We start from the raw sequence: 20,276 nt of genomic DNA, 5'->3' as shown, positions 1-20,276 counted from the left end.
GGGCGCGCGCCACGTGCGACAGAAGCCCGGAGGAGAAGAAAAGTGAGCGAACGCGACTCGATGCCCTATGACGTCGTGATCGTCGGCGCCGGCCCGGCCGGGCTGTCTGCCGCGATCCGTCTCAAGCAGCTTGCCGCCGAAAAGGGCGGGGAGATCAGCGTCTGCATCCTCGAAAAGGGTTCGGAAGTCGGCGCGCACATCCTCTCGGGTGCGGTCATCGATCCCAAGGCGCTCGACGAATTGCTGCCCGAGTGGCGCGACATGGGTTGCCCGCTGGCGCAGGTGCCGGTCACCGACAACCAGCACTGGATGCTGACGAAGCAGGGCAAGATCGGCGTCCCCCACTTCATCACGCCCGGCTTCATGCACAACAAGGGCACCTATACCGGCAGCCTCGGCAGCCTGTGCCGCTGGCTCGCCGAACAGGCCGAGGGGCTGGGGGTCGAGATATTCCCGGGCTTCGCCGCCGCCGAAATCCTCTATAACGACGATGGCTCGGTAAAGGGCGTCGCAACCGGCGACATGGGCGTCGCGCGCGACGGCACGCGCAAGCCCGACTATCAGCCCGGCCTCGAACTCCACGCGCGCTACACCTTCTTCGGCGAAGGCGTCCGCGGACATCTGTCCAAGCAGGTCCAGCGCCAGTTCGGCCTGTGCCAGGGCGTCGAGCCGCAAGTCTACGGCCTTGGCATCAAGGAACTGTGGGACATAGATCCGGCACAACATCAGCCCGGCCGCGTGATCCATACCCAGGGCTGGCCGCTCAATGAGACCGAAGGGTCGAACGGCGGCGGCTTCCTCTATCACCAGGCCAACGGTCAGGTCGCCTTGGGCTTCGTCACCTGGCTCAACTACACCAACCCCTATCTCTCGCCGTTCCAGGAAATGCAGCGCTGGAAGACCCATCCGGCGATCGCCGAGATCCTGAGGGGCGGCAAGCGCATCAGCTATGGCGCGCGCGCGATCAGCGACGGCGGGCTGCAGTCGATCCCGAAGCTGACCTTCCCGGGCGGCGTGCTGATCGGCGACAGCGCCGGCTTCCTCAACGTGCCGCGCATCAAGGGCACGCATACGGCGATGAAGAGCGGCATGCTCGCCGCCGAAGCCGCATTCGAGGCAGTTCAGGCCGATCGCACCAGCGACGAGCTGACTGCTTATCCCGCGGCGTTCGAGGCGAGCTGGATGCATCGCGAGCTCAGCATCGTGCGCAACGTCGTGCCGCTGGTAAAGAAGTTCGGAGATCTCGTCGGATCGGGCCTCGCCAACGTCACGATGTGGCTCGAGAACTGGGGCATCAAGATGCCCTTCACCATGGGCCATCATCCCGATCACGAAAGCCTGTGGCGCAAGGACATGGTCAAGCCGATCGACTATCCCAAGCCCGACGGCGTGCTGACCTTCGACCGCCTCTCCTCGGTGTTCCTGTCGAACACGAACCACGAGGAGGATCAGCCGGTCCACCTGACGCTGGCGGACCCGGACATTCCGGTCGAATACGACCTGCCGCTCTATGACGAGCCGGCGCAGCGCTATTGTCCGGCCGGCGTGTACGAGATTGTGGGCGAAGATACCGGCGATCCCAAATTCGTGATCAACGCGCAGAACTGCGTGCACTGCAAGACCTGCGACATCAAGGACCCGACCCAGAACATCAACTGGGTGGTGCCGGAGGGCGGCGGGGGACCGAACTATCCCAACATGTAAGCGCCTGCTGCTGCCGCTCGCCGCCCTGGCGATCGGCCTGCCCGGCGCGGCGCGGGCGGACGCTGGTGCCTATGTCCGCGCGCGCGCCGCGGCTGCGAACGGCGCGGTCAGCGCGGCGGCATCGGGCTATGGTACAGTCCTGACGCAATCGCCCGACGACCCCGTCGTAGCGATCCGCGCCTATCGCAACGCGCTCGCCGCGGGCGATCTGGTACTGGCACGCCGCGCGGCCGCGGTGCTGAAACGTGCCGATGTCGCCCCTATGGACGTTGCGATCCTCGACCTTGCCGAAGCGCTGCGAACCGGCAATCGCGTCATGGCCGGCGATGCCCTGGGCAAGCTTGGTGCCGGCCCGCTCGATTTCGTGGTGCCCATCGTGCGTGCCTGGATGGCGGCGGACGCTGGCGGCGATCCGGTGGCGCTGCTCGACGCCGCACGCACCGATGGCCTGGCCCGCCGCTATATCGTTGAACATCGCGCCCTGTTGCTGATCGCCACGCGCCGCACCGATGAGGGGCTGGCGGCAATCCGCGCGCAGGCGGCACTGGATGGCGAACCGCAGGACCTGCGCACCACCGCCGCCATGGCGCTTGCGGCCCGGGGACAGCGCAGCGCCGCCCGCGACCTGCTGGGTGAGGACGCGGCTCAGACCAGGATCCGCAAGGTCAGGCTCGGCGCGGCGTTCGGGGCCAGCCGTCTGTTCGCTCGGCTTGGCAGCGACCTTGCGGGCCAGAATGCCGAGACGCTGACGATCGCCCTGATGCGCGCGACATTGCTGCTCGACCCCGCCGACGATCGTTCCCGTCTGCTGCTTGCCGAGGCGCTGAAGGCCGACGGCGCGATCGACAGCGCGCTCGCCACGCTGGCGTCGGTGCCATCTGGCAGCCCCGCTTACGCCGCCGCGCAAGGCGAACGAATCCGGCTGATCCAGGCGCGCGGCGAGGAAAAGGTCGCGCTCGACAGCGCCGCCGCCCGCGCGGCCCTGCCCGATGCGGTACCGGGCGACCGACAGCTTTATGCCGACATGCTGGTCGAAGCCGGGCGGGATGCGGAAGCCGCGACTGTCTACGCGCAACTGCTGGATCGGCGGGATGACGCGCCCGACTGGACGATCCACCTCCAGCTCGGCGGCGCGCCGGGACGCGCCGGCCGGTGGGACCAGGCACTGCCGCACCTGCGCCGCGCGGTCGAACTCGGCCCCAATCAGCCGGTCGCGCTCAATTATCTCGGCTATGCGCTGGTCGATCGCGGACAGGATGTCGCCGCCGGACGGCAACTGCTCGAACGTGCCAGCAAGCTGCGCCCGGACGATCCCTCGATTACCGATTCGCTTGGCTGGTCTTATTTCCGTACCGGCGACAATGCCCGCGCGCTGCCGCTGCTGGAACGCGCGGCACAGGGCAATCCGGCCAGTGCGACGATCAACGAACATCTCGGCGATGCCTATTGGACCGCAGGCCGCCGGTTCGAGGCGCGCTATGCCTGGCGCGCCGCCGCGCTCCATGCCGAGGGGGAGCAGCAGGCGCGCATCGCCGGCAAGCTCGCTAACGGCCTGACGCGCAATTCGCCGAAAGTCGGTAACGGCGTCGAGACGAGCCGCTGGCTCGGCGCGCGGGCACAGCGCCGCGTCGCTGCCCGCGATCTCACCGACCAGCAACGGATGGCGGCACCCTGATCTTCACCGAACCTGCGCCGGCCAAACTCAACCTCGCCCTGCATGTGCGGCAGCGGCGGGAGGACGGCTATCATTCGCTTGAGACGCTGTTCGCGTTCGTCGCCGATGGTGACACGGTCGCGCTGGACGATACCGCGTCGGGGTGCGCCATCGCCGGCCCCTTCGCCGGCGCGCTCGATGGCGATGGCGACAACCTCGTCCCGCGCGCCGCCGCCCGGTTTGCAGAGACGTTCGGCATCCCTCATGGGGGAGGCATCACGCTGACCAAATGCCTGCCGGTCGCTTCCGGTCTTGGCGGCGGCTCGGCCGATGCCGCGGCCACGCTGCGGCTGCTGGCGCGTCGTCATGGCATCGCGCTCGATGACCCCCGCCTGTTCGACTGCGCCGATCGCCTGGGCTCGGACGTGCCGGCCTGCCTGTACAGCCGCACCGCGCTGGGGTCGGGGCGGGGTGAATCGCTGACGCCCATCGCTGGCGCGGCCGGGACGCCGGTGCTGCTGGTCAATCCCCGCGTCGCCGTCGCCACTGCGCCGGTCTTTGCCGGCTGGGACGGCCAGGATCGCGGGCCACTTCCCGATGGTGACCTGCTCACCATCGCGCGCGACGGTCGCAACGATCTCGAAGCGCCCGCCAAAGCAATTGCGCCGGTCATCGGCGACGTGCTCGATCTGCTGAATTCGCGATCCGGCGTCATGGTGGCTCGCATGTCCGGCTCGGGCGCGACCTGCTTCGCGCTCTTCGCGGATGCGCATGACCGCGCCGCCGCTGCGGCGGCTGTCCGGCGCTCGCATCCTAACTGGTGGTGTCTCGAAACGGTGCTGTTGTGACACATGAATGTGCCGCATTGGAACGGCTAGTCTTCCGCGCTTCGGCTGCGCGCTGGGGAAATCCGATTGGCCCCGATCTTGCGACGGCGGCGGTGCGGGCCAGGCGCCGGGAGCGAAACGTCCGCGGATGGCCCCCGCGCTCGCAAGGCGGGCGCGGGCGCCATCCCGACCTGCGGTGGCCGGCATGATCCACTGGGAACAGCGCGACCAGGTCGCGCATCTCGTCCTCGACCGTGGTAGTGCTCGCAATGCGATTCCGATTGCTGGCTGGGAAGCGCTGGCCGAGGCCGCAGGCGAGATTGCGCGCAGCGATGCGCGGCTCGTCATCCTCAGCTCCGCCATGCCCGGCATCTTCTCGGCCGGCGCCGACCTTGGCGAGTTTCGCCAGTTGATCGACGATCCCAGGATGCGGGTGCGGTTCCGCGAAGCCATGCGCGCGGGGATCGAGGCTGTCGCGGCCCTGCCGGTCCCCGTCGTCGCGGCGGTGGACGGCGCATGCTTCGGCGCTGCAGTGGCCCTGACGCTGGCCTGCGATATCGTCTTCGCCGGCGACGACGCCGTCTTCGCGACGACGCCGGCCAAGCTGGGGCTCAGCTATCCTGCCACCGACGTCTCGCGACTCATCGACCGGGTCGGTCGGGGCCAAGCCTCGCTCATGCTGTTCAGCGGCGGTCCCGTGGACGCCGATGCCGCACTGCGCATCGGCCTCGCCCATCGCCGGGCCGAACAGGCGCTCGCGGTCGCCACTGCCTGGGCGGAAGGTGTCGTTCGGAACGCCGATGGCGCGCTGCGGTCGCTCAAGGCGGTCCTTCGCGATCCCGCCGCATCGCAACACGATCAGGCGTTCGACGACTCCTTTGCCTCACCCGAGTTCGCCGCGCGCCTCAACGCCTTCCTGGATGGCAATCGATGACCATGCCCCATCGCATCGATGGCGCCGCCGATCTGCTGATCTTGTGCGATCATGCATCGAACGGCGTTCCCGCCGGGATCGACCTCGGCATCGATCCCATGCTGCTGAACAAGCATATCGCCATCGACATCGGTGCCGGCGCCGTCAGTGAAGCAATGGCGACGCTGCTCGATGCGCCCGCGATCCTCGCCACCGTTTCGCGCCTCGTGATCGACCTGAACCGTGAGCCTGACAGCGCCGGGCTAATCCCGCTGGTCAGCGACGGCCACGCAATTCCCGGCAACCAGGCTGCCGATCGCACCGACCGCATCGCTCGCTTCCACGCGCCCTATCATGCCGCGATCGCCAGCGCGATCCGCGCGTGCCGCCCCAGGCTGCTCGTCTCGGTGCACAGCTTCACCCAGCGGCTCGAACGCCATGACGGGCCGGATCGGCCGTGGGAGATCGGCATTCTCTACAATCGCGATGCGCGAGCCGCGCGACGGGCGATTGCTGCCTTTACCGCCGCCGGCGTGGTCACCGGCGACAATGAACCCTATTCCGGCCGCATCCTCAACGCGACGATGAACCGCCATGCCGAGGCGAATGGCATCCCGTATATCGGCATCGAAATCCGCAATGACCTGATCGGTAACCCTGCCGGCGTCGCGCACTGGGCTGAAATTTGTTCACAGATAGTATCATCCGTGCGCGATCACCTTGCGGAAGGGGCAGGGCGGGAGCCATAGGCTCCGCATGACCGACCGTTTCGACAAATCCCGCCTGCCGTCCCGCCATGTCTCCGTCGGACCCGAGCGGGCGCCGCACCGCAGCTATTACTACGCCATGGGCTTGTCGGAGGAGGAGATTGCGCGCCCGTTCGTCGCACTCGCCAGCGCCGGCAACGACTCGGCTCCCTGCAACACCACGCTCGACGCGCAGGCCGATGCCGCGCGCAAGGGCGTGATCGACAATGGGGGCATGCCGCGCCGCTTCAATACGATCACGGTGACGGACGGCATCGCCATGGGGCACCAGGGCATGAAGTCCTCGCTCGCCAGCCGCGAAGTCATCGCCGACTCGGTCGAGCTCAGCGTGCGCGGACATTGCTATGACGCGCTGGTCGGCTTTGCCGGCTGCGACAAGTCACTGCCCGGCATGATGATGGCGATGCTGCGCCTGAATATCCCGTCGATCTTCGTCTATGGCGGCTCGATCCTGCCCGGGCGGTATCAGGACCGCGACGTCACCGTGGTCGATGTGTTCGAGGTGGTCGGCAAGTTCGCCGCCGGCACTTGCCCGATCAGCGAAGTCCATGCGCTCGAAAAGGTCGCATGTCCCGGCCACGGCGCGTGCGGCGGGCAATATACCGCCAACACCATGGCCTGTGTCGGTGAAGCGATCGGGCTCAGCCTGCCTAACAGCAACATGGTGCCGGCGCCCTATACCAGCCGCGAGCAGATCGCCGTCGCGGCCGGCTATCAGGTCATGGACCTGCTGGAAAAGAACATCCGCCCGCGCGACATCTGCACGCGCGACGCCTTCGTCAACGCCGCGCGCATCGTCGCGGCGACCGGCGGCTCGACCAACGGCGCGCTGCATCTGCCGGCCATGGCGAATGAAGCAGGCATCGACTTCGACCTGTTCGACGTTGCCGAGATATTCAAATCAACGCCTTACATCGCCGATCTTAAACCCGGCGGGAAGTATGTCGCAAAGGACATGTACGAGGCCGGCGGCGTCTACATGCTGATGAAGACGCTGCTCGCCAATGACCTCCTCAACGGCGATTGCATGACCGTCACCGGCAAGACGCTTGGCGAGAATATCGACCAGGTCACCTGGAACCCCGATCAGAAGGTGATCTACGACGTCAAGTCGCCGATCACGCCCACCGGCGGCGTCGTCGGTCTGCGCGGCAGCCTTGCCCCCAATGGCGCGATCGTGAAGGTCGCCGGCATGGCGCGGCTTCAGTTCGAAGGGCCGGCGCGCTGCTTCGACTGCGAGGAAGACGCCTTCGCCGCGGTCGAGGCGCGCGCGATCCAGCCCGGCGAGGTCGTCGTGATCCGCTACGAAGGACCCAAGGGCGGTCCCGGGATGCGCGAGATGCTCTCGACCACTGCCGCGCTCTATGGCCTTGGCATGGGCGAACAGGTCGCGCTGATCACCGACGGGCGCTTCTCGGGCGCGACGCGGGGCTTCTGCATCGGCCATGTTGGGCCGGAAGCCGCCGAGGGTGGGCCGATCGCGCTGGTCGAGGACGGCGACACCATCCGCATCGATGCCGAAGCCGGCACGATCGACCTGCTTGTCGACGAAGCCACGCTGACCGAACGCCGCGCCAAATGGCAGCCGCGCGTCAACGACTATCAGTCCGGCGCGCTGTGGCGCTTTGCGCAGACGGTCGGCCCGGCCTATCAGGGAGCGGTCACGCATCCTGGGGCCAAGTCTGAGACGCATGTCTACGCGGATATTTAAGGGGTTTGCGCTCGCGGCCCTGCTGCTTGCAGGCTGTGAGCAGAAGATTGAGACCAAGGCCGAAGCCGTCGCGATCGAGCGGGGCGAGGAAGCGCGCGCGCTGGCCGAGGGGCGCATTCCCTGCGCGCTCGGTGCCGGCACGGCCTTCGACCTCACCTGCACGATCGACCGCAGCCAGACGCAGGACGGCCTGATCCTCACCATCCGCCACCCCGATGGCGGCTTCCACCGCCTGCGCATCACCGGCGATGGTCGCGGCGTCGTTGCCGCCGACGGCGCGGCGCAGGCCGTGGTCAGGGTGATCGATCAGGACGCGATCGAGGTGGCGATCGACGAAGCGCGCTATCGGCTCCCGGCGACGATCCGACCCGGCGCGGCGCGATGAACGATCGGGGCGATCCGATCCTCACCGCCGGGCAGATGCGCGCGGCGGAAGCAGCCGCCATCGCGGCCGGCGCGAGCGTCGAGGAATTGATGGAACGCGCGGGGCGGGGGATCGCCGACTGGGTACAGCGGCTGGCGTTCGGCGCGCCCGTCCTGATCCTGTGCGGCCCGGGCAATAATGGCGGCGACGGCTATCTCGCGGCACGCTTGCTGGCGGCGCGCGGTCTCGGCGTGCGAGTCGCCGCGCTGGCAGAACCACGGACACCGGCGGCGATCGCGGCGCGTGGCCGGTGGACCGGCCCGGTCGAGCCTTTCACCGCGGACCTTCCCGCCGAACCCATCCTCGTCGACGCGCTGTTCGGCACCGGGCTTACACGCCCGCTCGATCACGACTTGGCTTCGTCGCTCCGACGGCTGGTCGAAGCAGCGCAGCTGGCGATCGCCGTCGATGTCCCGAGCGGCGCCGATGCCGATCATGGCGGTGACCGCGCCACGCTCGCCGTCCCGCGCTACGGGATCACGCTGGCGCTGGGCGCGCGCAAGCCGGCGCATGTCCTTTACCCGATGGCCGCGCAATGCGGCACGGTGCGCGTCATCGACCTTGGCCTGCCGGAAACCGTGCATTCCGTCCGCACCCTTGGCGCGCCTGGCATCGCGCAGCCGCAATATTGCTCGCATAAATACAGCCGCGGGATCGTCGCCATCATCGGCGGTCCCATGCATGGCGCCGCTGAACTTGCCGCGCGTGCCGCCTATGGCGCGGGGGCGGGCTATGTCGTGCTGCTGAGCGGCGCCTTGCCGCATCCCCCGCATGCGATCGTCCGGCGGCGCTGGAGCCCGGATGCGCTGGCGGATACGCGGATCGGCGCCGTGATCGTGGGACCCGGGCTTGGCCGTGACGATCATGCGCGGGCCAAGCTTGCGACGGCGCTCGGCAGCTCCCATCCGCTGGTGATCGATGGCGACGCGCTGCACCTGATCGATCGCGCAGAGTTGCGCAATCGCGCGGTCGCGACCGTTCTGACCCCACATGCCGGGGAGTTCGGCGCGCTGTTCGGCCACGGGTCTGCCAGCAAGATCGTCCGGGCGCAGGAAGCCGCCGAACAGGCCCCGGCCGTCGTCGTCTTCAAGGGCGCGGACACGGTGATCGCCGATCCATCCGGCCACGTACAGGTTGCGAGCGGCGCGCCCTTCGATCTGGCGGTCGCCGGGACCGGCGACGTGCTCGCCGGCGCGATTGGCGCGATGCTCGCTCAAAACCAGGCCTCGCCGTTTGAAGCCGCCGCAGCCGGCGTGTGGCTGCACGGTGAAGCCGCGCGGCAGATCGGCCGGCCGTTCCTGGCCGACGAGCTTGCCGCCGCGCTGCCGATCGTGCTTGGGGCCAGCCGATGAACGAATCGGGTCTCATCCTTCAGGTTGCAGCGCGCGGCGACGGCATCGCGGCCGATGGTCGTCACGTCCCGCTCGCCGCGCCGGGCGACCGGTTGCTTGCCGACGGCACGCTCGTGCCGGGGCCACACCATCAGGAACCGCCATGCCGTCACTTTCCCGAATGCGGCGGCTGTCAGCTTCAGCATCTCGACGACGCTGCCTATGCCGATTTCCTGACGGCCCGGGTTGCCGGCGCGCTCGCCCAGCATGGCTTGTTGACGGACCTGCGCCCACCGGCGCTTTCGCCGCCGCGCACGCGCCGGCGTGCCGCGCTTCACGCCGAACGGCGTGGACGGCAGGTGCATCTCGGCTTCACCGAACAGGCAAGCCATCGGCTGATCGACCTTCAGCAGTGCGAAATCCTGGACCCGCGGCTGTTCGCGTTGCTTCAGCCGCTGCGCGGCCTGCTTGCCGTGCACCTGCCGGCCAGCCGGCGCGTCAACGTTCACCTGACTCTGTGCGATCAGGGGCCGGACGTGCTGATCGAGGGACTGGTGACCGATAGCCTGCAGGCGGTCGAAGCGATCACCGCCTTTGCGCAGCGCCACGGTCTCGCGCGGCTGTCAGTGGACGACGGCCTCGGCCCCGAGCCACGTTGGGAGCCGGAGCCTGTAACGGTGACGTTCGGCGGCATCGCCGTGCCGTTGCCGCCGGCCAGCTTTCTGCAGGCGACACCGGAGGGGGAGGCAGCGCTGATCGGCGCGGCGCGGGAGGCGATCGGTAACGCCCGCATCGTCGCCGATCTGTTCGCAGGGCTTGGTACCTTTGCGCTCGCCATGCCGCCCGCGATGAAGGTCTATGCCGGGGAGGGCGCGCGCGAGGCGATCCTGGCGCTCAAGGCTGCCGCGGCCAACGCGCAACGCCAGGTCTTCACCGAACATCGCGACCTGTTCCGCCGCCCGTTGATGTCGGCCGAGCTCGACCGGTTCGACGCCGTGATCCTTGACCCGCCCCGCGCCGGCGCCAAGGAGCAGGTCGCACAGCTTGCGGCCGCCAGCACACCGGCGATCGCCTATATCTCGTGTAATCCCAGCACCTTCGCACGCGATGCTGAGACATTGTGCAAGGGCGGCTATCGGCTCGACTGGGTGCTTCCCGTCGGTCAATTCCGCTGGTCCACCCATGTCGAACTCGCGGCGAAGTTCAGCCGATAGATTTGCTCGCACGAAGACACGAAGCCACAAAGGCGCGGCGCGCACTGCGCGCAGCGCCTTCAAGCCTGACGATACGACCCTTACCCGCCACGTACAGCGCTTTGTGCCTTCGTGTCTTTTTGCGATCCGATTTCTTCAATAATCCGCACGGACGAAATACAGCCCATCCGGCGGCGCATTCAGCCCCAGCGCGGCGCGATCCTTCGCCGCCAGCGCATCCGCCAGATCATCCGCCGTCCATTGCCCGCGCCCGACCATCTGCAGGCACCCGACCATCGATCGCACCTGATGGTGCAGGAACGACCGTGCCGAGGCATGGACGCGGATCTCGTCGCCGTCGCGCTCGACATCCAGCCGGTCGAGCGTCTTGATCGCACTCGCCGACTGGCAGTGAACCGATCGGAAGGTCGTGAAGTCATGCAGCCCGACCAGCAGCTGCGCCGCCTCGTGCATCGCCGCGGCATCCAGCTCTGCCGGCACGCGCCATTTCAGCCCCTTGTCGAACGTCAGCGGCGCGCGGCGATTGGCGATGCGATAGACATAATGCCGCGCCACGCATGAAAAGCGGGCGTGCCAATCGTCCGCCACGGCCTCGCACGCCAGAATCGCGACCGGCACGGCGCGCAGATGCGAATTCAGCGCTTCCATCAACCGGAACGCGCCAATGTCCTTTGCAATTTCGGTGTGGGCGCGCATCGCCAGGGCATGGACACCGGCGTCGGTGCGCCCGGCGGCATGGACCAGCGCATCCTCGCGGGTGATCCGGTGCAGCGCCTCCTCGATCTCTTGCTGAACGCTCGGCCCATGATCCTGATGCTGCCAGCCCATGAAGGGCCGCCCGTCATATTCCACGGTCAGCGCAAATCGGGTCAAAGCTGCGTTCCCGCCGGCATCGCAAAGCCGTTGAGCAATTGGACTGACGTCATGACGCCACGCCCTGCGCGTTGCACGGAAAGCGGGCGAATCGCGCCCGTCTGGCAGGCGATCGTCAGCGCGTCGTCGATGATCGTTCCGGCCGCGCTATTGGTATCCACCGGCTCGGCGGACAGCACGCGGATGCGCTCGCCGCCAAGCTCGAACCAGGCGCCCGGCGGGTTGAACGCCAGCACCTGCCGCAGCACCGCATCTGCGGGCTGCGCAAAGTCGAGCCGCGTTTCCGCCTTGTCGATCTTGGCGGCATAGGTCACGCCATCGTCGGGCTGCGGCACCGGGACATGCGCATCCACATCCGCGAGCACGTCGACCATCAGCCGCGCGCCCATTGCCGCAAGTTCGCTGGTCAGTTCGCCGGCCGTCTTGCCGCCGACGCGCGTGCGGCCCTCAAGCCGCATGGGTCCGGTATCCAGCCCGGCCTCCATCTGCATGATGCCCACGCCGGTTTCCGCGTCTCCGGCCAGGATCGCGCGCTGGATCGGCGCAGCCCCGCGCCAGCGTGGCAGAAGCGAAGCGTGGACGTTCATGCATCCCATGCGCGGCGCGTCCAGCACGCTGACCGGCAGGATCAGGCTATATGCCGCGACCACCGCGACATCGGCCTGCAGGGCCGCGAACGCCGCCACCGCATCTGCATCCTTCCGGAACGATATGGGCGTGCGCACCTCGATGCCCAGCGCCGCCGCGCGGGCATGGACGGGCGATGGAGTCAGCGCCTTGCCGCGCCGGCCGCCGGCGCGGGGCGGCTGGCTGTACACCGCCACCACGTCGTGCCCGGCTTCGACCAGCGCATCCAGCGTCGGCACCGCGAATTCGGGCGTACCCATGAAGATTACACGCATGGTGGCGCCCTTAACGCCAATCACTATTTTAGTGAAAGCTTTCGCTGGCCTGCCTACATCCGCTCCATGGCCTCACCCGAGATCGAAACTCTCACGCAATCGCTTTCGCGCCTTCCCGGTTTCGGCCCGCGTTCGGCGCGGCGCGCGGTGCTGCACTTGCTCAAGAAGCGGGAGACTGCGCTCGACCCGCTGCTCGCCGCGCTGACGGCAGTCAGTCAGCGGCTCGCCACCTGCTCCACCTGCGGCAACGTCGATACGTCGGACCCATGCGCGATCTGCGCCGATCCGCGCCGCGACACGCGCCAGCTTTGCGTGGTCGAGGAAGTTGCCGACCTCTGGGCGCTCGAACGCTCGCGGCTCTTCCCCGGCCGCTTCCATGTGCTGGGCGGCAAGCTTTCCGCGCTCGATGGCGTGCGGCCAGAGGATCTGACGATCGATTCGCTCGTCGCCCGCATCGCGCAGGGCGGGGTGGATGAAGTCGTGCTGGCGATGAACGCGACCCTGGAGGGGCAGACCACCGCGCATTACATTGCCGAGCGGATCGAGACCTATCCGGTCCGCGTCACGCAACTTGCCCACGGCCTGCCCGTCGGGGGCGAACTCGATTATCTGGACGAAGGGACGCTGGCCCAGGCGTTGCGGGCCCGCCGCCCGGTTGCCTGAGCCGCATCCTGCCTGAACCGCACGCCGCCTGACCTTGAAGGAATTGCCCTGCGCGGCTAAATTGCGGCGATGGCCATTCTCCCGATCCTCGAAGTTCCCGATCCCCGGCTCAAGACTGTTTCGACCCCGGTCGAGACGGTCGACGACGATCTGCGCGCGCTCATCGCCGACATGTTCGAAACCATGTACGCCGCGCCCGGCATCGGTCTTGCGGCGATCCAGGTCGGCGTGCCGAAGCGCGTGATCGTGATGGATTTGCAGGAGGAGGAGGACGAGGAGGGCAAGCCGATCAAGGCGCCGCGTGTCTTCATCAACCCCGAAATCCTCGATCCTTCGGCAGACCAGAACACCTATACCGAAGGCTGTCTGTCGGTGCCGGACCAGTTTGCCGATGTCGATCGTCCCGCCACCTGCCGCGTGAAGTGGCTCGACGATCAGGGCGTTGCGCATGAGGAGGTGTTTACCGGATTGCTCGCCACCTGCATCCAGCACGAGATGGATCATCTCGAAGGCATCGTGTTCCTCGATCATCTCTCGCGCCTCAAGCGCCAGATGATCATGAAGAAGCTCGACAAGGCGCGACGCATCGCGGCGTGACGCCATTGCATTAACGCTGTCCTACATCGATCGTTCGGGCTATGTTCTGCAGCGCCGCGCGCTGCGCGGTCGTCATCGACGTGCGCCTGGCGTCCGGCATGGCGTGATCCTTACGACGTTTCGGAGCGGCCGTGACCATCGAATTTGTGATCGCCATTCTTCTCGCGCTGCTCGCCGGTGCCGCGCTCGGCTGGTTCATGGCCAGCCGCGGCGTGAGCGACCTTCGCAACGATCGTGACCGGCGCGAGGCCGATTTCAAGGCTGCGATCGTCGATCTCGCCGCGGCTGAGGAGCGGCTGAAGGAACTGCCCGCGCTGCGCGACCAGCTCGACGTGGTGCGCGAGGAACGCGATGTCGTCCGCCTCCAGCTGACCGAGCTGCGCGCCAAGGCCGAGGGGTTCGAGGAGCGCCTGGCCGAGTTCAAGGCGGCTCGCGATGCCATGGCGGGGCAGGTTCGCGGAACCGCCAACCAGATGCTGACCGAGACCCAGGAAGCATTCCTCAAGCGAGCCGAGGATCGGTTCAAACAGTCGGAAGCGACCGCCGGCCAGAACCTGCGCGCGCTGCTGCAACCGGTGAACGAGCGCCTTCAACGCTATGAGGAAGGCGTCGCCAAGGTGGAGGCCGAGCGCCGCGACGCGTTCGGCGAGTTGAAGGGGCAGATCGAGCAGATGCGCATCGGGCAGGAGCGAGTCAGCACCGAGGCGGCGAAGCTTGTCAATTCGCTGCGCAATGCCCCCAAATCGCGCGGGCGCTGGGGTGAGCAGCAGCTCAAGAACGTGCTCGAGACGTGCGGCCTGTCCGAACACACCGACTTTGCCACCGAAGTCAGCGTGGGGCTTGAGGAGGGCGGCCGCATGCGCCCCGACGCCATCGTTCGCGTGCCCGGCGGCAAGGCGCTTGTGATCGACGCCAAGGTGTCGCTGAACGCCTATCAGGACGCATTCGGCGCGGTGGATGAAACCGAACGGCAGCGCGGCCTTGAACTGCATGCCGCCGCGATGAAGGCGCATGTGAAGGGGCTTGGCGACAAGGCCTATTGGAACCAGTTCGACGAAGCGCCCGACTATGTCATCATGTTCGTCCCCGGCGAGCATTTCCTTTCAGCGGCGCTCGAACACGACTCGACACTGTGGGATTTCGCCTTTGAAAAGCGCGTGCTGCTGGCGACCCCGACCAACCTCATCGCCATCGCGCGCACCGTCGCCGCGGTCTGGCGTCAGGAGAAGCTGGCGCACGATGCCCGCCGCATCGGTGAACTTGGCAAGGAAATGCACGAGCGTCTGGCGGTCGCTGCCGAGCATCTGCGCGTCGTTGGTGGCGGTCTCAGCAGCGCGGTCAATCGCTACAATCAGTTCGTCGGTTCGTTTGAACGAAACGTGCTGAGCACCGGGCGCAAGTTCCGCGACCTCAATATCGAGACGACGTCGAAGGATACCCCCGAACTCCCGCCGGTCGAATCGCTTGCGCGTTACGGTGAGGAAGCCGGGTTGATCGAACCGCCCCGTGAGGAAGCGGCCGAGTAGTGGACTTCGACGATCAGCTTCGCCGCTATTTCGGCACGGCGGACATCGATGCCGTTCCGCCCGCAGCGCTCGCCGCAGGCACCGAGCGGATGCGGGTCGATCTGGGTCTCGAGCAGGATCGCGGCCGCCGCTTTGCGCTATGGGCCGTGCTGCACATGCTCGGCGATGCGCCCGACCTCGACATCGCCTTCAAGGACGAGGCGGAGCGGGACGCCGCACGAAACTTCATGGCGCTGATCGCATCCTCGCATGAACCACCGGGCTAGTGCCGGCACGGCGGTCCATGGATGGAGGCCCGAGCCGGAATCGAACCGGCGTGCAAGGATTTGCAGTCCTCTGCGTAACCACTCCGCCATCGGGCCAAACCGCAGAAAACCGCGATTTTCGAAGCATGATGCAGGCCAGTTCGCACTTCCGGCCCTGTGGTTCGCAATTTCATGCTTCGTTCCTATCGCGCTTAGCGGCGGCTTCACGCGCGCGCAAGCGTTGCGTCGCGTACTTCATCGCCATTTGATATGCATGGTGCCCGAGCACCGCGGTGATCTGCCCGACGGTGCAGCCGGCCTCCTCCAGGTCGGCGCCGGACATGTAGCGCAGGCCATGGATCGAACGGTCGACCGGCATGCCATCGATCTTGCGGACCTCGCGCCCAATCGCCGATGACAGGCTGTTGGCATTATACGGTGCGCCGGCGGCGCTGGTGAGGATGACAACGCCGCTACGGCCGCGTTTCATCGCGGAGAGGTACTGCTGCAGCGGCGCCGGGCAAGCGATCATCAATGGGGTGCCGGTCTTGTTCTGCCGCACCCGGATCATGTCACCCTGGTAGTCGGACCAGACCATGCGCGCGATGTCCTCCGCCCGCTGCCCGGTGTAGCGCGCCAGCATCGCCGCAGTCTGCATCGGCACGATGGCCTTGCTGATGAACAGGTCGAATTCATGGTCTGACCAGCACACATATTCGCGCGTGCCGCCCTTCTTCTTGAGCCGGCGGAGATCCTTCGCCGGGTTGAAGCCTGCCTTCACCAGTTGGTGATCGTCCGCCCAGCTGTAGAGCAGCGAGGCGACCTGCTTGATCTTGTGCGCTTTGCGGGCCTGGTCGGCATGCTTGTCGCGGACCGCGCGAATCATCGTCGTCGTGGTCAGCGCAAAGGGCTGCTTCCCGAGCAGGTCGTCGAGCAGATCGAGCGTGCGCGAATAATCCAGCTGCGTCGCATCGGCGAGCGCGCGGTACTCGGCGCTGGCGCGGTACTGACGGATCAGCCACTTCCAGCTGGTGCGCGCGGGGGTCGCATCAATCTTCTGCCGCTCGGTGAGCGCCTTGAACTCGGCGTATTTTTCATGGAACGCCGGGTCGCCGGGCTTGCCGGGCAGGGGCATGTCGCCGACCAGCTTGTGCCGGAAGCGCCAATATTTCCTCTTGGCGATATAGGTGTAGGGCAGGTCGGTCCTAGGCACGCTGCGCCAGCTCCTCGAGGAAACGCCGTTCGACCTCGGCAGCTTCCGCCTCTTGCGCCGGTTCGGTCAAGGGCTGGCCGCTCAGCGAGTCGGCCCAGCGGTCAAGGTCACGTAGGTCGTACAGCACGCGGCGACCGAGCCGTTTTGGCGCGGGCCCCTGGCTGCGCAGCGTGGTAGTGCCGATCGAGAGATAGCGCGCGGCCTCACGCTCACTCATCAGGCGAGGCGCATAAGCTTGGATAGCGCGGATCGGTTCGGCGCCCATAACTTAGCGACACTCCCCCATCCGATACTCGCGCCAGAAGCTTTCCCAGCGCGTCGCAGCACCGCGCGCGATGACGGCGCAGGACAAGCTACGGTTGTCGGACAGCCAGCAGCGCGCGACCACGCGGTCATAGGACCGGCCAACGCTGGTGCAGGTCAGGCGCTTGTTCAGCGTCAGGCCGGCGGTGATGCGCTGGGCGGCCTGGGCGCGGCGATCGTCGCAGACATAGCCGGGCTTGCGCTCGCGGCAGGGTGACGCGCTCTCGAAGTCGACCGCCTGCACCCCGGCGATGCGGATCTTCATGCCCTCGCGGCAGTGCAGCGGGCCGTCGCCGTCGTGGACGCGAATGACGGTGCAGGTGAAGGACTGGCCGGTGGTGACCTGGGCGGCGGCGAGGAGGAGGGTGGCGAGGATCATGCGAACACCATAGCGCCGAAGCGACCACGCGGGTCACGGCCCTGGCTTACGTTTGATGGGCGGTTCTCAAGCACGCTGCGGTGGCGCGCGACATGCAGCGGCCACTCGCGGCAGTCGAACGTCGCCGCACCGCGCGTGATGGTGCGCTGGATGCAGGGGTTCGTCGCGTCGGCGAGAATGGCGGGCATCGCTTCGATCCTGTTACCCGCTGACCGGCCTCGACAGTCAGGGGGCGGGGAGGTGGACACCGTGGGGCGGTGCGAGGCAACCGGGGGGATTAGAAATACTGGTCGCCGTCATCTTCCTCATCGCTGAGGAATGCCGGGTTGAATTCGGGTGCCGGTAGCGCCGATTCGGGCAGCGTTGCCCTGATCGACGTCGGCAGCTGCCAATCGTCGGTCGCCTGTCGCTTCATTGCGACTTCGGCGGTGCAGGGCGTGAACTGGTAGATCGACGAGCCGCCGATCATCACAGCGGCCAGCAATTCACCGTTAAACAGCGGCTGGATGCTCATCAGCTTCGCGCCGAACCGCTCGACTTCCTCGACGCGCCCGATAATCGTGCGGTGTCCGAGAACTTCGACGATGGCATATTCGCCAGCGGGCAGGGGGGTGTCCGCCATGACTAAGCCGCCTCCCGCTCGCCATCCGCAAACTCCGGCAACCCGGCGCGTGCGGTGGCGGCCATGCGTTTCGCGGCGGGCGCGCTGCCGACGGTTTCCATGGCGGCGATCTGGCGGAGACGGTCGCGGGCGGCGTCGCGTTCGGTGAGGAGTTCGCTGGCGAGGCGGCCGGATTCGATCGCGCGGTTCTTTTCGGACCGCAGCCGGCGCTCGGCTGCATCGCGAGCCGCGCGGGCGTTGCTGGCATCGGCGCGGGGGCGGATGGCTTCCTCGTTCAGCGCGTCGACAACGCCGCGATGCGTTTCGAGCAGGATGACTTCGGGGTCGGCGGGCTTCAAGCCGAACATGCGTGCAAGCATGGATCAATCCTTTCTTTGTCAGGAGTTCAGGCAGCTTCGCGCTGCTCGTTGCCGTCGAACTGGTCACCGTGCTGCTCGTCGGACCGGCTAAACGGCACGTCGTCGGACATCTCGGCCACCTCGTCGGCGACGCGGCACAGCGCCTGAATTTCGTCCATGATCGGCTTGACGATTTGGCGGACCGCCTTGCCCTCGTCGCTCTGCCACCATGCGGTGAAAGCGTCGGTTCCGCCGCGTGCCTTTTCGCGGGCAAGGTCCATCGTCTCCTTCTGCTTCTGCGCCTCGCCCTGACCGTGCGCCCACTCGGCCATTGCCTGGCCGGTGAACTCGCCCATGGGGCGGCGCGGGTCGAACAGCGACTTGAACTGGTCCGCGACCTTGATCTGGTGCACCGGGCAGCCGGGCGCCGACGGGTCGAGAATGACCATCGCCGTCATCTCGAACATCAGGTCGCCGTCGCTCGCCGGATCCCATGGCACGTCCTTGCGGCGGGTCTTGGTCGGGCGGGCGTTCTCGGCGTTGTTACCGAACCCCTTCTGCATGACCGGCTTGGCGCGGGTGCAGATGATGATGTTCGTCTTGGCGCGGACGATGCGGTCGATCAGCCGGCGGTAGCGCGGCTTCACCTCGGCCCATGCCAACTGGCTGAACTTGGCCGGATCGACCTCATATCGGCCATTCGCGCGGGCCTGCGCCTGCTGCACCAGTCGGTCGAGCACCTGCGCGTGCGTGTCGAGCACGCCGCCGACGCCTTCCCAGGCATGGGAGAAGCTGTCCATTATGAGGACCGGCAACTTGGCAGCCTCGGCGGCGTCGATGACCTCGATCCACCGCTCGGGGCCGAAGCCGACCAGCTCGCCGTCATCGTTGATGGCGGTGAAGTCGAAGTGCGCCATTTCCGGGAACGCTTCCTTGTAGTGGAGCGCGCGCTTGTTCTCGGTATCGACATAGCCGATCGGCGAGCCCTTCTTGCCGGTCACACGCTCGGCGATGCCGCGGGCGACGCGCAGGGCGGTGAAGGTCTTGCCGGTGCCGGAGCCGCCGGACAGGCCAAGCGCGATGGTGCGCGGCTCCGTAATTTCGGTGACGGGTACGAAGCGGATCGACATCACATTTCCTCCTGAAATTCGCGCTCGATGAGCCAAGCCGGCGCATCGACTTCGTGGACGCCCGCCGGGTAGCCGGGCCATTTGTTGGTGGTGACGCACTCGGCCCAGATGCGGCGCGCGCGGGCGGCGCGGGTCTGGCCGATGTCGCGGAACGAGCCGGACAGGCGGATTAGCGTGACCTCGTGCGGCTCCGGCTTCTCCTGGAAGATGAAGACGAAGTCGCGGTCCTCGCCGGTCGCGGCTTTCCAGACGGCGAGATAATGCTCGGCCTGAACGTCATAGCCGTAGTTGAGGATCGACTTGAGACAGGCTTCCGGCCGCGCGTCCTCGCACGTCTTGTAGTCGTAGATCGGCAGCTTCGGATCAGCCGGCACGTTATCGAACATGGCCCGGCACCAGGCGCCATCGAGCTGCGCAAAAGCGGACAGTTCGGACCGGTCCGGGTCGAGCGTGATGCCGTAGCTGGCAAGCCGGGCGTGCGCGACGTCCCGCATGGCCTCGACCTGCGCAACCTCATCCTCCTTGATCGGCGTCAGTCCGCGCGCTCGGGCATCGGCGATGAACGCCTTGGCTTCCTTCGTGCTGGCCGCGCCGTTGCTGGCGAGAACTTCGGGCGGGATGGCGCAATAGTCGTCACCGCAGCCCAGAACCGCGCGGTGCGCCGCCGTGCCGATGTCGAACGTCTTGCGCTCGACCGACACATAGCCGGGGTTGAGGCGGCGGCTTGCGTGCCAGGCGTGCAGTGGCGACTTGGCGGTGATCAGCTTGCCGAGCGTTGCCGACAGGCTGGGCAGCGGGGCCGGGTCGGCGTGATAGTCACCGGCGGGCAGGCGGTGGACACCGGCGGTGACGAACTGGCTGGCTGCCGTGGCCGGGGCGGGGGTGTCGTCGATGACGGGCTCGCGCTCGACATATGCGGGGTCGAATGGGTTATCCATCG

The 20,276-nt window shown here is 67.2% G+C and carries 23 protein-coding genes and 1 tRNA gene; 13 read left to right on the top strand and 11 right to left on the bottom strand.

Annotated elements, in window-relative coordinates; genetic code table 11:
• The first annotated feature begins 42 nt into the window (after window positions 1-42).
• The 9 genes from BFL28_RS02525 (at window position 43) to BFL28_RS02485 (ending at window position 10,545) form a co-directional block, all read left to right on the top strand.
• Window positions 43-1,704 carry an electron transfer flavoprotein-ubiquinone oxidoreductase gene (locus BFL28_RS02525; protein WP_069319079.1) on the top strand — a complete coding sequence of 554 codons (1,662 nt, stop codon included), beginning with the start codon at window positions 43-45 and terminating at the stop codon, window positions 1,702-1,704.
• A gap of 262 nt (window positions 1,705-1,966) precedes the next feature.
• Window positions 1,967-3,379 carry a tetratricopeptide repeat protein gene (locus BFL28_RS02520; protein ID WP_069319078.1) on the top strand — a complete coding sequence of 471 codons (1,413 nt, stop codon included), beginning with the start codon at window positions 1,967-1,969 and terminating at the stop codon, window positions 3,377-3,379.
• Window positions 3,379-4,206: a 4-(cytidine 5'-diphospho)-2-C-methyl-D-erythritol kinase gene (locus tag BFL28_RS02515; RefSeq protein WP_069319077.1), complete on the top strand. Its 828-nt coding sequence runs from the start codon at window positions 3,379-3,381 to the stop codon at window positions 4,204-4,206. Before BFL28_RS02520 ends, BFL28_RS02515 begins: the two co-directional genes overlap by 1 nt.
• A 184-nt stretch (window positions 4,207-4,390) precedes the next feature.
• The gene (locus BFL28_RS02510) at window positions 4,391-5,119 is read left to right on the top strand and encodes an enoyl-CoA hydratase/isomerase family protein (RefSeq protein WP_069319076.1); all 729 of its coding nucleotides are present in this window, start codon (window positions 4,391-4,393) and stop codon (window positions 5,117-5,119) included.
• Window positions 5,116-5,847: an N-formylglutamate amidohydrolase gene (locus tag BFL28_RS02505; protein ID WP_069319075.1), complete on the top strand. Its 732-nt coding sequence runs from the start codon at window positions 5,116-5,118 to the stop codon at window positions 5,845-5,847. The genes BFL28_RS02510 and BFL28_RS02505 overlap by 4 nt, the downstream gene beginning before the upstream one ends.
• 7 nt (window positions 5,848-5,854) lie before the next feature.
• A complete protein-coding gene (gene ilvD / locus BFL28_RS02500) occupies window positions 5,855-7,576 on the top strand; it encodes a dihydroxy-acid dehydratase (protein ID WP_069319074.1) in 1,722 nt (573 codons plus the stop codon).
• Window positions 7,557-7,961: a hypothetical protein gene (locus tag BFL28_RS02495; RefSeq protein WP_069319073.1), complete on the top strand. Its 405-nt coding sequence runs from the start codon at window positions 7,557-7,559 to the stop codon at window positions 7,959-7,961. The genes ilvD and BFL28_RS02495 overlap by 20 nt, the downstream gene beginning before the upstream one ends.
• The gene (locus BFL28_RS02490; RefSeq protein WP_069319072.1) at window positions 7,958-9,352 is read left to right on the top strand and encodes an NAD(P)H-hydrate dehydratase; all 1,395 of its coding nucleotides are present in this window, start codon (window positions 7,958-7,960) and stop codon (window positions 9,350-9,352) included. The genes BFL28_RS02495 and BFL28_RS02490 overlap by 4 nt, the downstream gene beginning before the upstream one ends.
• Window positions 9,349-10,545: a class I SAM-dependent RNA methyltransferase gene (locus BFL28_RS02485; protein WP_069319071.1), complete on the top strand. Its 1,197-nt coding sequence runs from the start codon at window positions 9,349-9,351 to the stop codon at window positions 10,543-10,545. The genes BFL28_RS02490 and BFL28_RS02485 overlap by 4 nt, the downstream gene beginning before the upstream one ends.
• A 135-nt stretch (window positions 10,546-10,680) precedes the next feature.
• On the opposite strand, the gene truA is transcribed toward BFL28_RS02485, so the two are convergent.
• A complete protein-coding gene (truA, locus tag BFL28_RS02480) occupies window positions 10,681-11,418 on the bottom strand; it encodes a tRNA pseudouridine(38-40) synthase TruA (protein ID WP_069319070.1) in 738 nt (245 codons plus the stop codon).
• Window positions 11,415-12,320, bottom strand: coding sequence for a methionyl-tRNA formyltransferase (fmt, locus tag BFL28_RS02475; protein WP_069319069.1), 906 nt, complete (start codon window positions 12,318-12,320; stop codon window positions 11,415-11,417). Before fmt ends, truA begins: the two co-directional genes overlap by 4 nt.
• A gap of 66 nt (window positions 12,321-12,386) precedes the next feature.
• On the opposite strand from fmt, the gene recR reads away from it, so the two are divergent.
• The 4 genes from recR to BFL28_RS02455 all read left to right on the top strand — a co-directional run bounded on the left by recR (window position 12,387) and on the right by BFL28_RS02455 (window position 15,372).
• Window positions 12,387-12,983 carry a recombination mediator RecR gene (gene recR, locus BFL28_RS02470; protein WP_069319068.1) on the top strand — a complete coding sequence of 199 codons (597 nt, stop codon included), beginning with the start codon at window positions 12,387-12,389 and terminating at the stop codon, window positions 12,981-12,983.
• Window positions 12,984-13,052: 69 nt separating this feature from the next.
• The gene (def, locus tag BFL28_RS02465; RefSeq protein ID WP_069319067.1) at window positions 13,053-13,580 is read left to right on the top strand and encodes a peptide deformylase; all 528 of its coding nucleotides are present in this window, start codon (window positions 13,053-13,055) and stop codon (window positions 13,578-13,580) included.
• Between the two features lie 197 nt (window positions 13,581-13,777).
• Complete coding sequence (locus tag BFL28_RS02460) at window positions 13,778-15,106, top strand: DNA recombination protein RmuC (RefSeq protein ID WP_079246890.1); 1,329 nt, start codon at window positions 13,778-13,780, stop codon at window positions 15,104-15,106.
• On the top strand, window positions 15,106-15,372 hold the full coding sequence (locus BFL28_RS02455; protein WP_069319065.1) for a hypothetical protein: 267 nt from the start codon (window positions 15,106-15,108) through the stop codon (window positions 15,370-15,372). Before BFL28_RS02460 ends, BFL28_RS02455 begins: the two co-directional genes overlap by 1 nt.
• 22 nt (window positions 15,373-15,394) lie before the next feature.
• Here BFL28_RS02455 and BFL28_RS02450 read toward each other — a convergent pair.
• The 9 genes from BFL28_RS02450 to BFL28_RS02410 all read right to left on the bottom strand — a co-directional run bounded on the left by BFL28_RS02450 (window position 15,395) and on the right by BFL28_RS02410 (window position 20,274).
• Window positions 15,395-15,468 (bottom strand) — tRNA-Cys (locus BFL28_RS02450).
• A 73-nt stretch (window positions 15,469-15,541) separates the two neighbouring features.
• Window positions 15,542-16,564 (bottom strand): tyrosine-type recombinase/integrase, encoded by a 1,023-nt coding sequence (locus BFL28_RS02445; protein ID WP_069319064.1) that lies wholly within the window; start codon window positions 16,562-16,564, stop codon window positions 15,542-15,544.
• Window positions 16,557-16,781, bottom strand: a complete 225-nt coding sequence (locus tag BFL28_RS02440) for a hypothetical protein (protein WP_193790883.1) — start codon at window positions 16,779-16,781, stop codon at window positions 16,557-16,559. The genes BFL28_RS02445 and BFL28_RS02440 overlap by 8 nt, the downstream gene beginning before the upstream one ends.
• Before the next feature lie 51 nt (window positions 16,782-16,832).
• Entirely contained in the window at window positions 16,833-17,246 is a 414-nt protein-coding gene (locus BFL28_RS02435) for a thermonuclease family protein (protein WP_069319062.1), read from the bottom strand.
• Window positions 17,243-17,434, bottom strand: a complete 192-nt coding sequence (locus tag BFL28_RS21040) for a hypothetical protein (RefSeq protein ID WP_069319061.1) — start codon at window positions 17,432-17,434, stop codon at window positions 17,243-17,245. The genes BFL28_RS02435 and BFL28_RS21040 overlap by 4 nt, the downstream gene beginning before the upstream one ends.
• Window positions 17,435-17,523: 89 nt before the next feature.
• Complete coding sequence (locus tag BFL28_RS02425; RefSeq protein WP_069319060.1) at window positions 17,524-17,868, bottom strand: hypothetical protein; 345 nt, start codon at window positions 17,866-17,868, stop codon at window positions 17,524-17,526.
• 2 nt (window positions 17,869-17,870) lie between these two features.
• Window positions 17,871-18,215 carry a hypothetical protein gene (locus BFL28_RS02420; RefSeq protein WP_131818570.1) on the bottom strand — a complete coding sequence of 115 codons (345 nt, stop codon included), beginning with the start codon at window positions 18,213-18,215 and terminating at the stop codon, window positions 17,871-17,873.
• A gap of 38 nt (window positions 18,216-18,253) precedes the next feature.
• Entirely contained in the window at window positions 18,254-19,336 is a 1,083-nt protein-coding gene (locus BFL28_RS02415; protein ID WP_069319058.1) for an AAA family ATPase, read from the bottom strand.
• Window positions 19,336-20,274 carry a PD-(D/E)XK nuclease-like domain-containing protein gene (locus tag BFL28_RS02410; RefSeq protein WP_069319057.1) on the bottom strand — a complete coding sequence of 313 codons (939 nt, stop codon included), beginning with the start codon at window positions 20,272-20,274 and terminating at the stop codon, window positions 19,336-19,338. The genes BFL28_RS02415 and BFL28_RS02410 overlap by 1 nt, the downstream gene beginning before the upstream one ends.
• Between the last annotated feature and the right edge of the window lie 2 nt (window positions 20,275-20,276).

The organism is Sphingomonas turrisvirgatae, from assembly GCF_001721295.1.
Lineage (GTDB): Bacteria > Pseudomonadota > Alphaproteobacteria > Sphingomonadales > Sphingomonadaceae > Sphingomonas > Sphingomonas turrisvirgatae.
Note: the sequence above shows the minus strand (reverse complement) of the source record. Positions and strands in the feature narration are given on the sequence as shown.

What these genes read in the sequence shown, in the direction of transcription:
- BFL28_RS21040 (WP_069319061.1), bottom strand. Translation starts at nt 17,434, where the DNA reads ATGCCCGCCATTCTCGCCGACGCGACGAACCCCTGCATCCAGCGCACC.
- BFL28_RS02495 (WP_069319073.1), top strand. Translation starts at nt 7,557, where the DNA reads ATGTCTACGCGGATATTTAAGGGGTTTGCGCTCGCGGCCCTGCTGCTT.
- BFL28_RS02460 (WP_079246890.1), top strand. Translation starts at nt 13,778, where the DNA reads ATGGCCAGCCGCGGCGTGAGCGACCTTCGCAACGATCGTGACCGGCGC.
- BFL28_RS02440 (WP_193790883.1), bottom strand. Translation starts at nt 16,781, where the DNA reads ATGAGTGAGCGTGAGGCCGCGCGCTATCTCTCGATCGGCACTACCACG.
- ilvD (WP_069319074.1), top strand. Translation starts at nt 5,855, where the DNA reads ATGACCGACCGTTTCGACAAATCCCGCCTGCCGTCCCGCCATGTCTCC.
- fmt (WP_069319069.1), bottom strand. Translation starts at nt 12,320, where the DNA reads ATGCGTGTAATCTTCATGGGTACGCCCGAATTCGCGGTGCCGACGCTG.
- BFL28_RS02425 (WP_069319060.1), bottom strand. Translation starts at nt 17,868, where the DNA reads ATGGCGGACACCCCCCTGCCCGCTGGCGAATATGCCATCGTCGAAGTT.
- BFL28_RS02505 (WP_069319075.1), top strand. Translation starts at nt 5,116, where the DNA reads ATGACCATGCCCCATCGCATCGATGGCGCCGCCGATCTGCTGATCTTG.
- BFL28_RS02420 (WP_131818570.1), bottom strand. Translation starts at nt 18,215, where the DNA reads ATGTTCGGCTTGAAGCCCGCCGACCCCGAAGTCATCCTGCTCGAAACG.
- BFL28_RS02410 (WP_069319057.1), bottom strand. Translation starts at nt 20,274, where the DNA reads ATGGATAACCCATTCGACCCCGCATATGTCGAGCGCGAGCCCGTCATC.
- BFL28_RS02510 (WP_069319076.1), top strand. Translation starts at nt 4,391, where the DNA reads ATGATCCACTGGGAACAGCGCGACCAGGTCGCGCATCTCGTCCTCGAC.
- BFL28_RS02485 (WP_069319071.1), top strand. Translation starts at nt 9,349, where the DNA reads ATGAACGAATCGGGTCTCATCCTTCAGGTTGCAGCGCGCGGCGACGGC.
- BFL28_RS02435 (WP_069319062.1), bottom strand. Translation starts at nt 17,246, where the DNA reads ATGATCCTCGCCACCCTCCTCCTCGCCGCCGCCCAGGTCACCACCGGC.
- BFL28_RS02490 (WP_069319072.1), top strand. Translation starts at nt 7,958, where the DNA reads ATGAACGATCGGGGCGATCCGATCCTCACCGCCGGGCAGATGCGCGCG.
- BFL28_RS02415 (WP_069319058.1), bottom strand. Translation starts at nt 19,336, where the DNA reads ATGTCGATCCGCTTCGTACCCGTCACCGAAATTACGGAGCCGCGCACC.
- def (WP_069319067.1), top strand. Translation starts at nt 13,053, where the DNA reads ATGGCCATTCTCCCGATCCTCGAAGTTCCCGATCCCCGGCTCAAGACT.
- recR (WP_069319068.1), top strand. Translation starts at nt 12,387, where the DNA reads ATGGCCTCACCCGAGATCGAAACTCTCACGCAATCGCTTTCGCGCCTT.
- BFL28_RS02520 (WP_069319078.1), top strand. Translation starts at nt 1,967, where the DNA reads ATGGACGTTGCGATCCTCGACCTTGCCGAAGCGCTGCGAACCGGCAAT.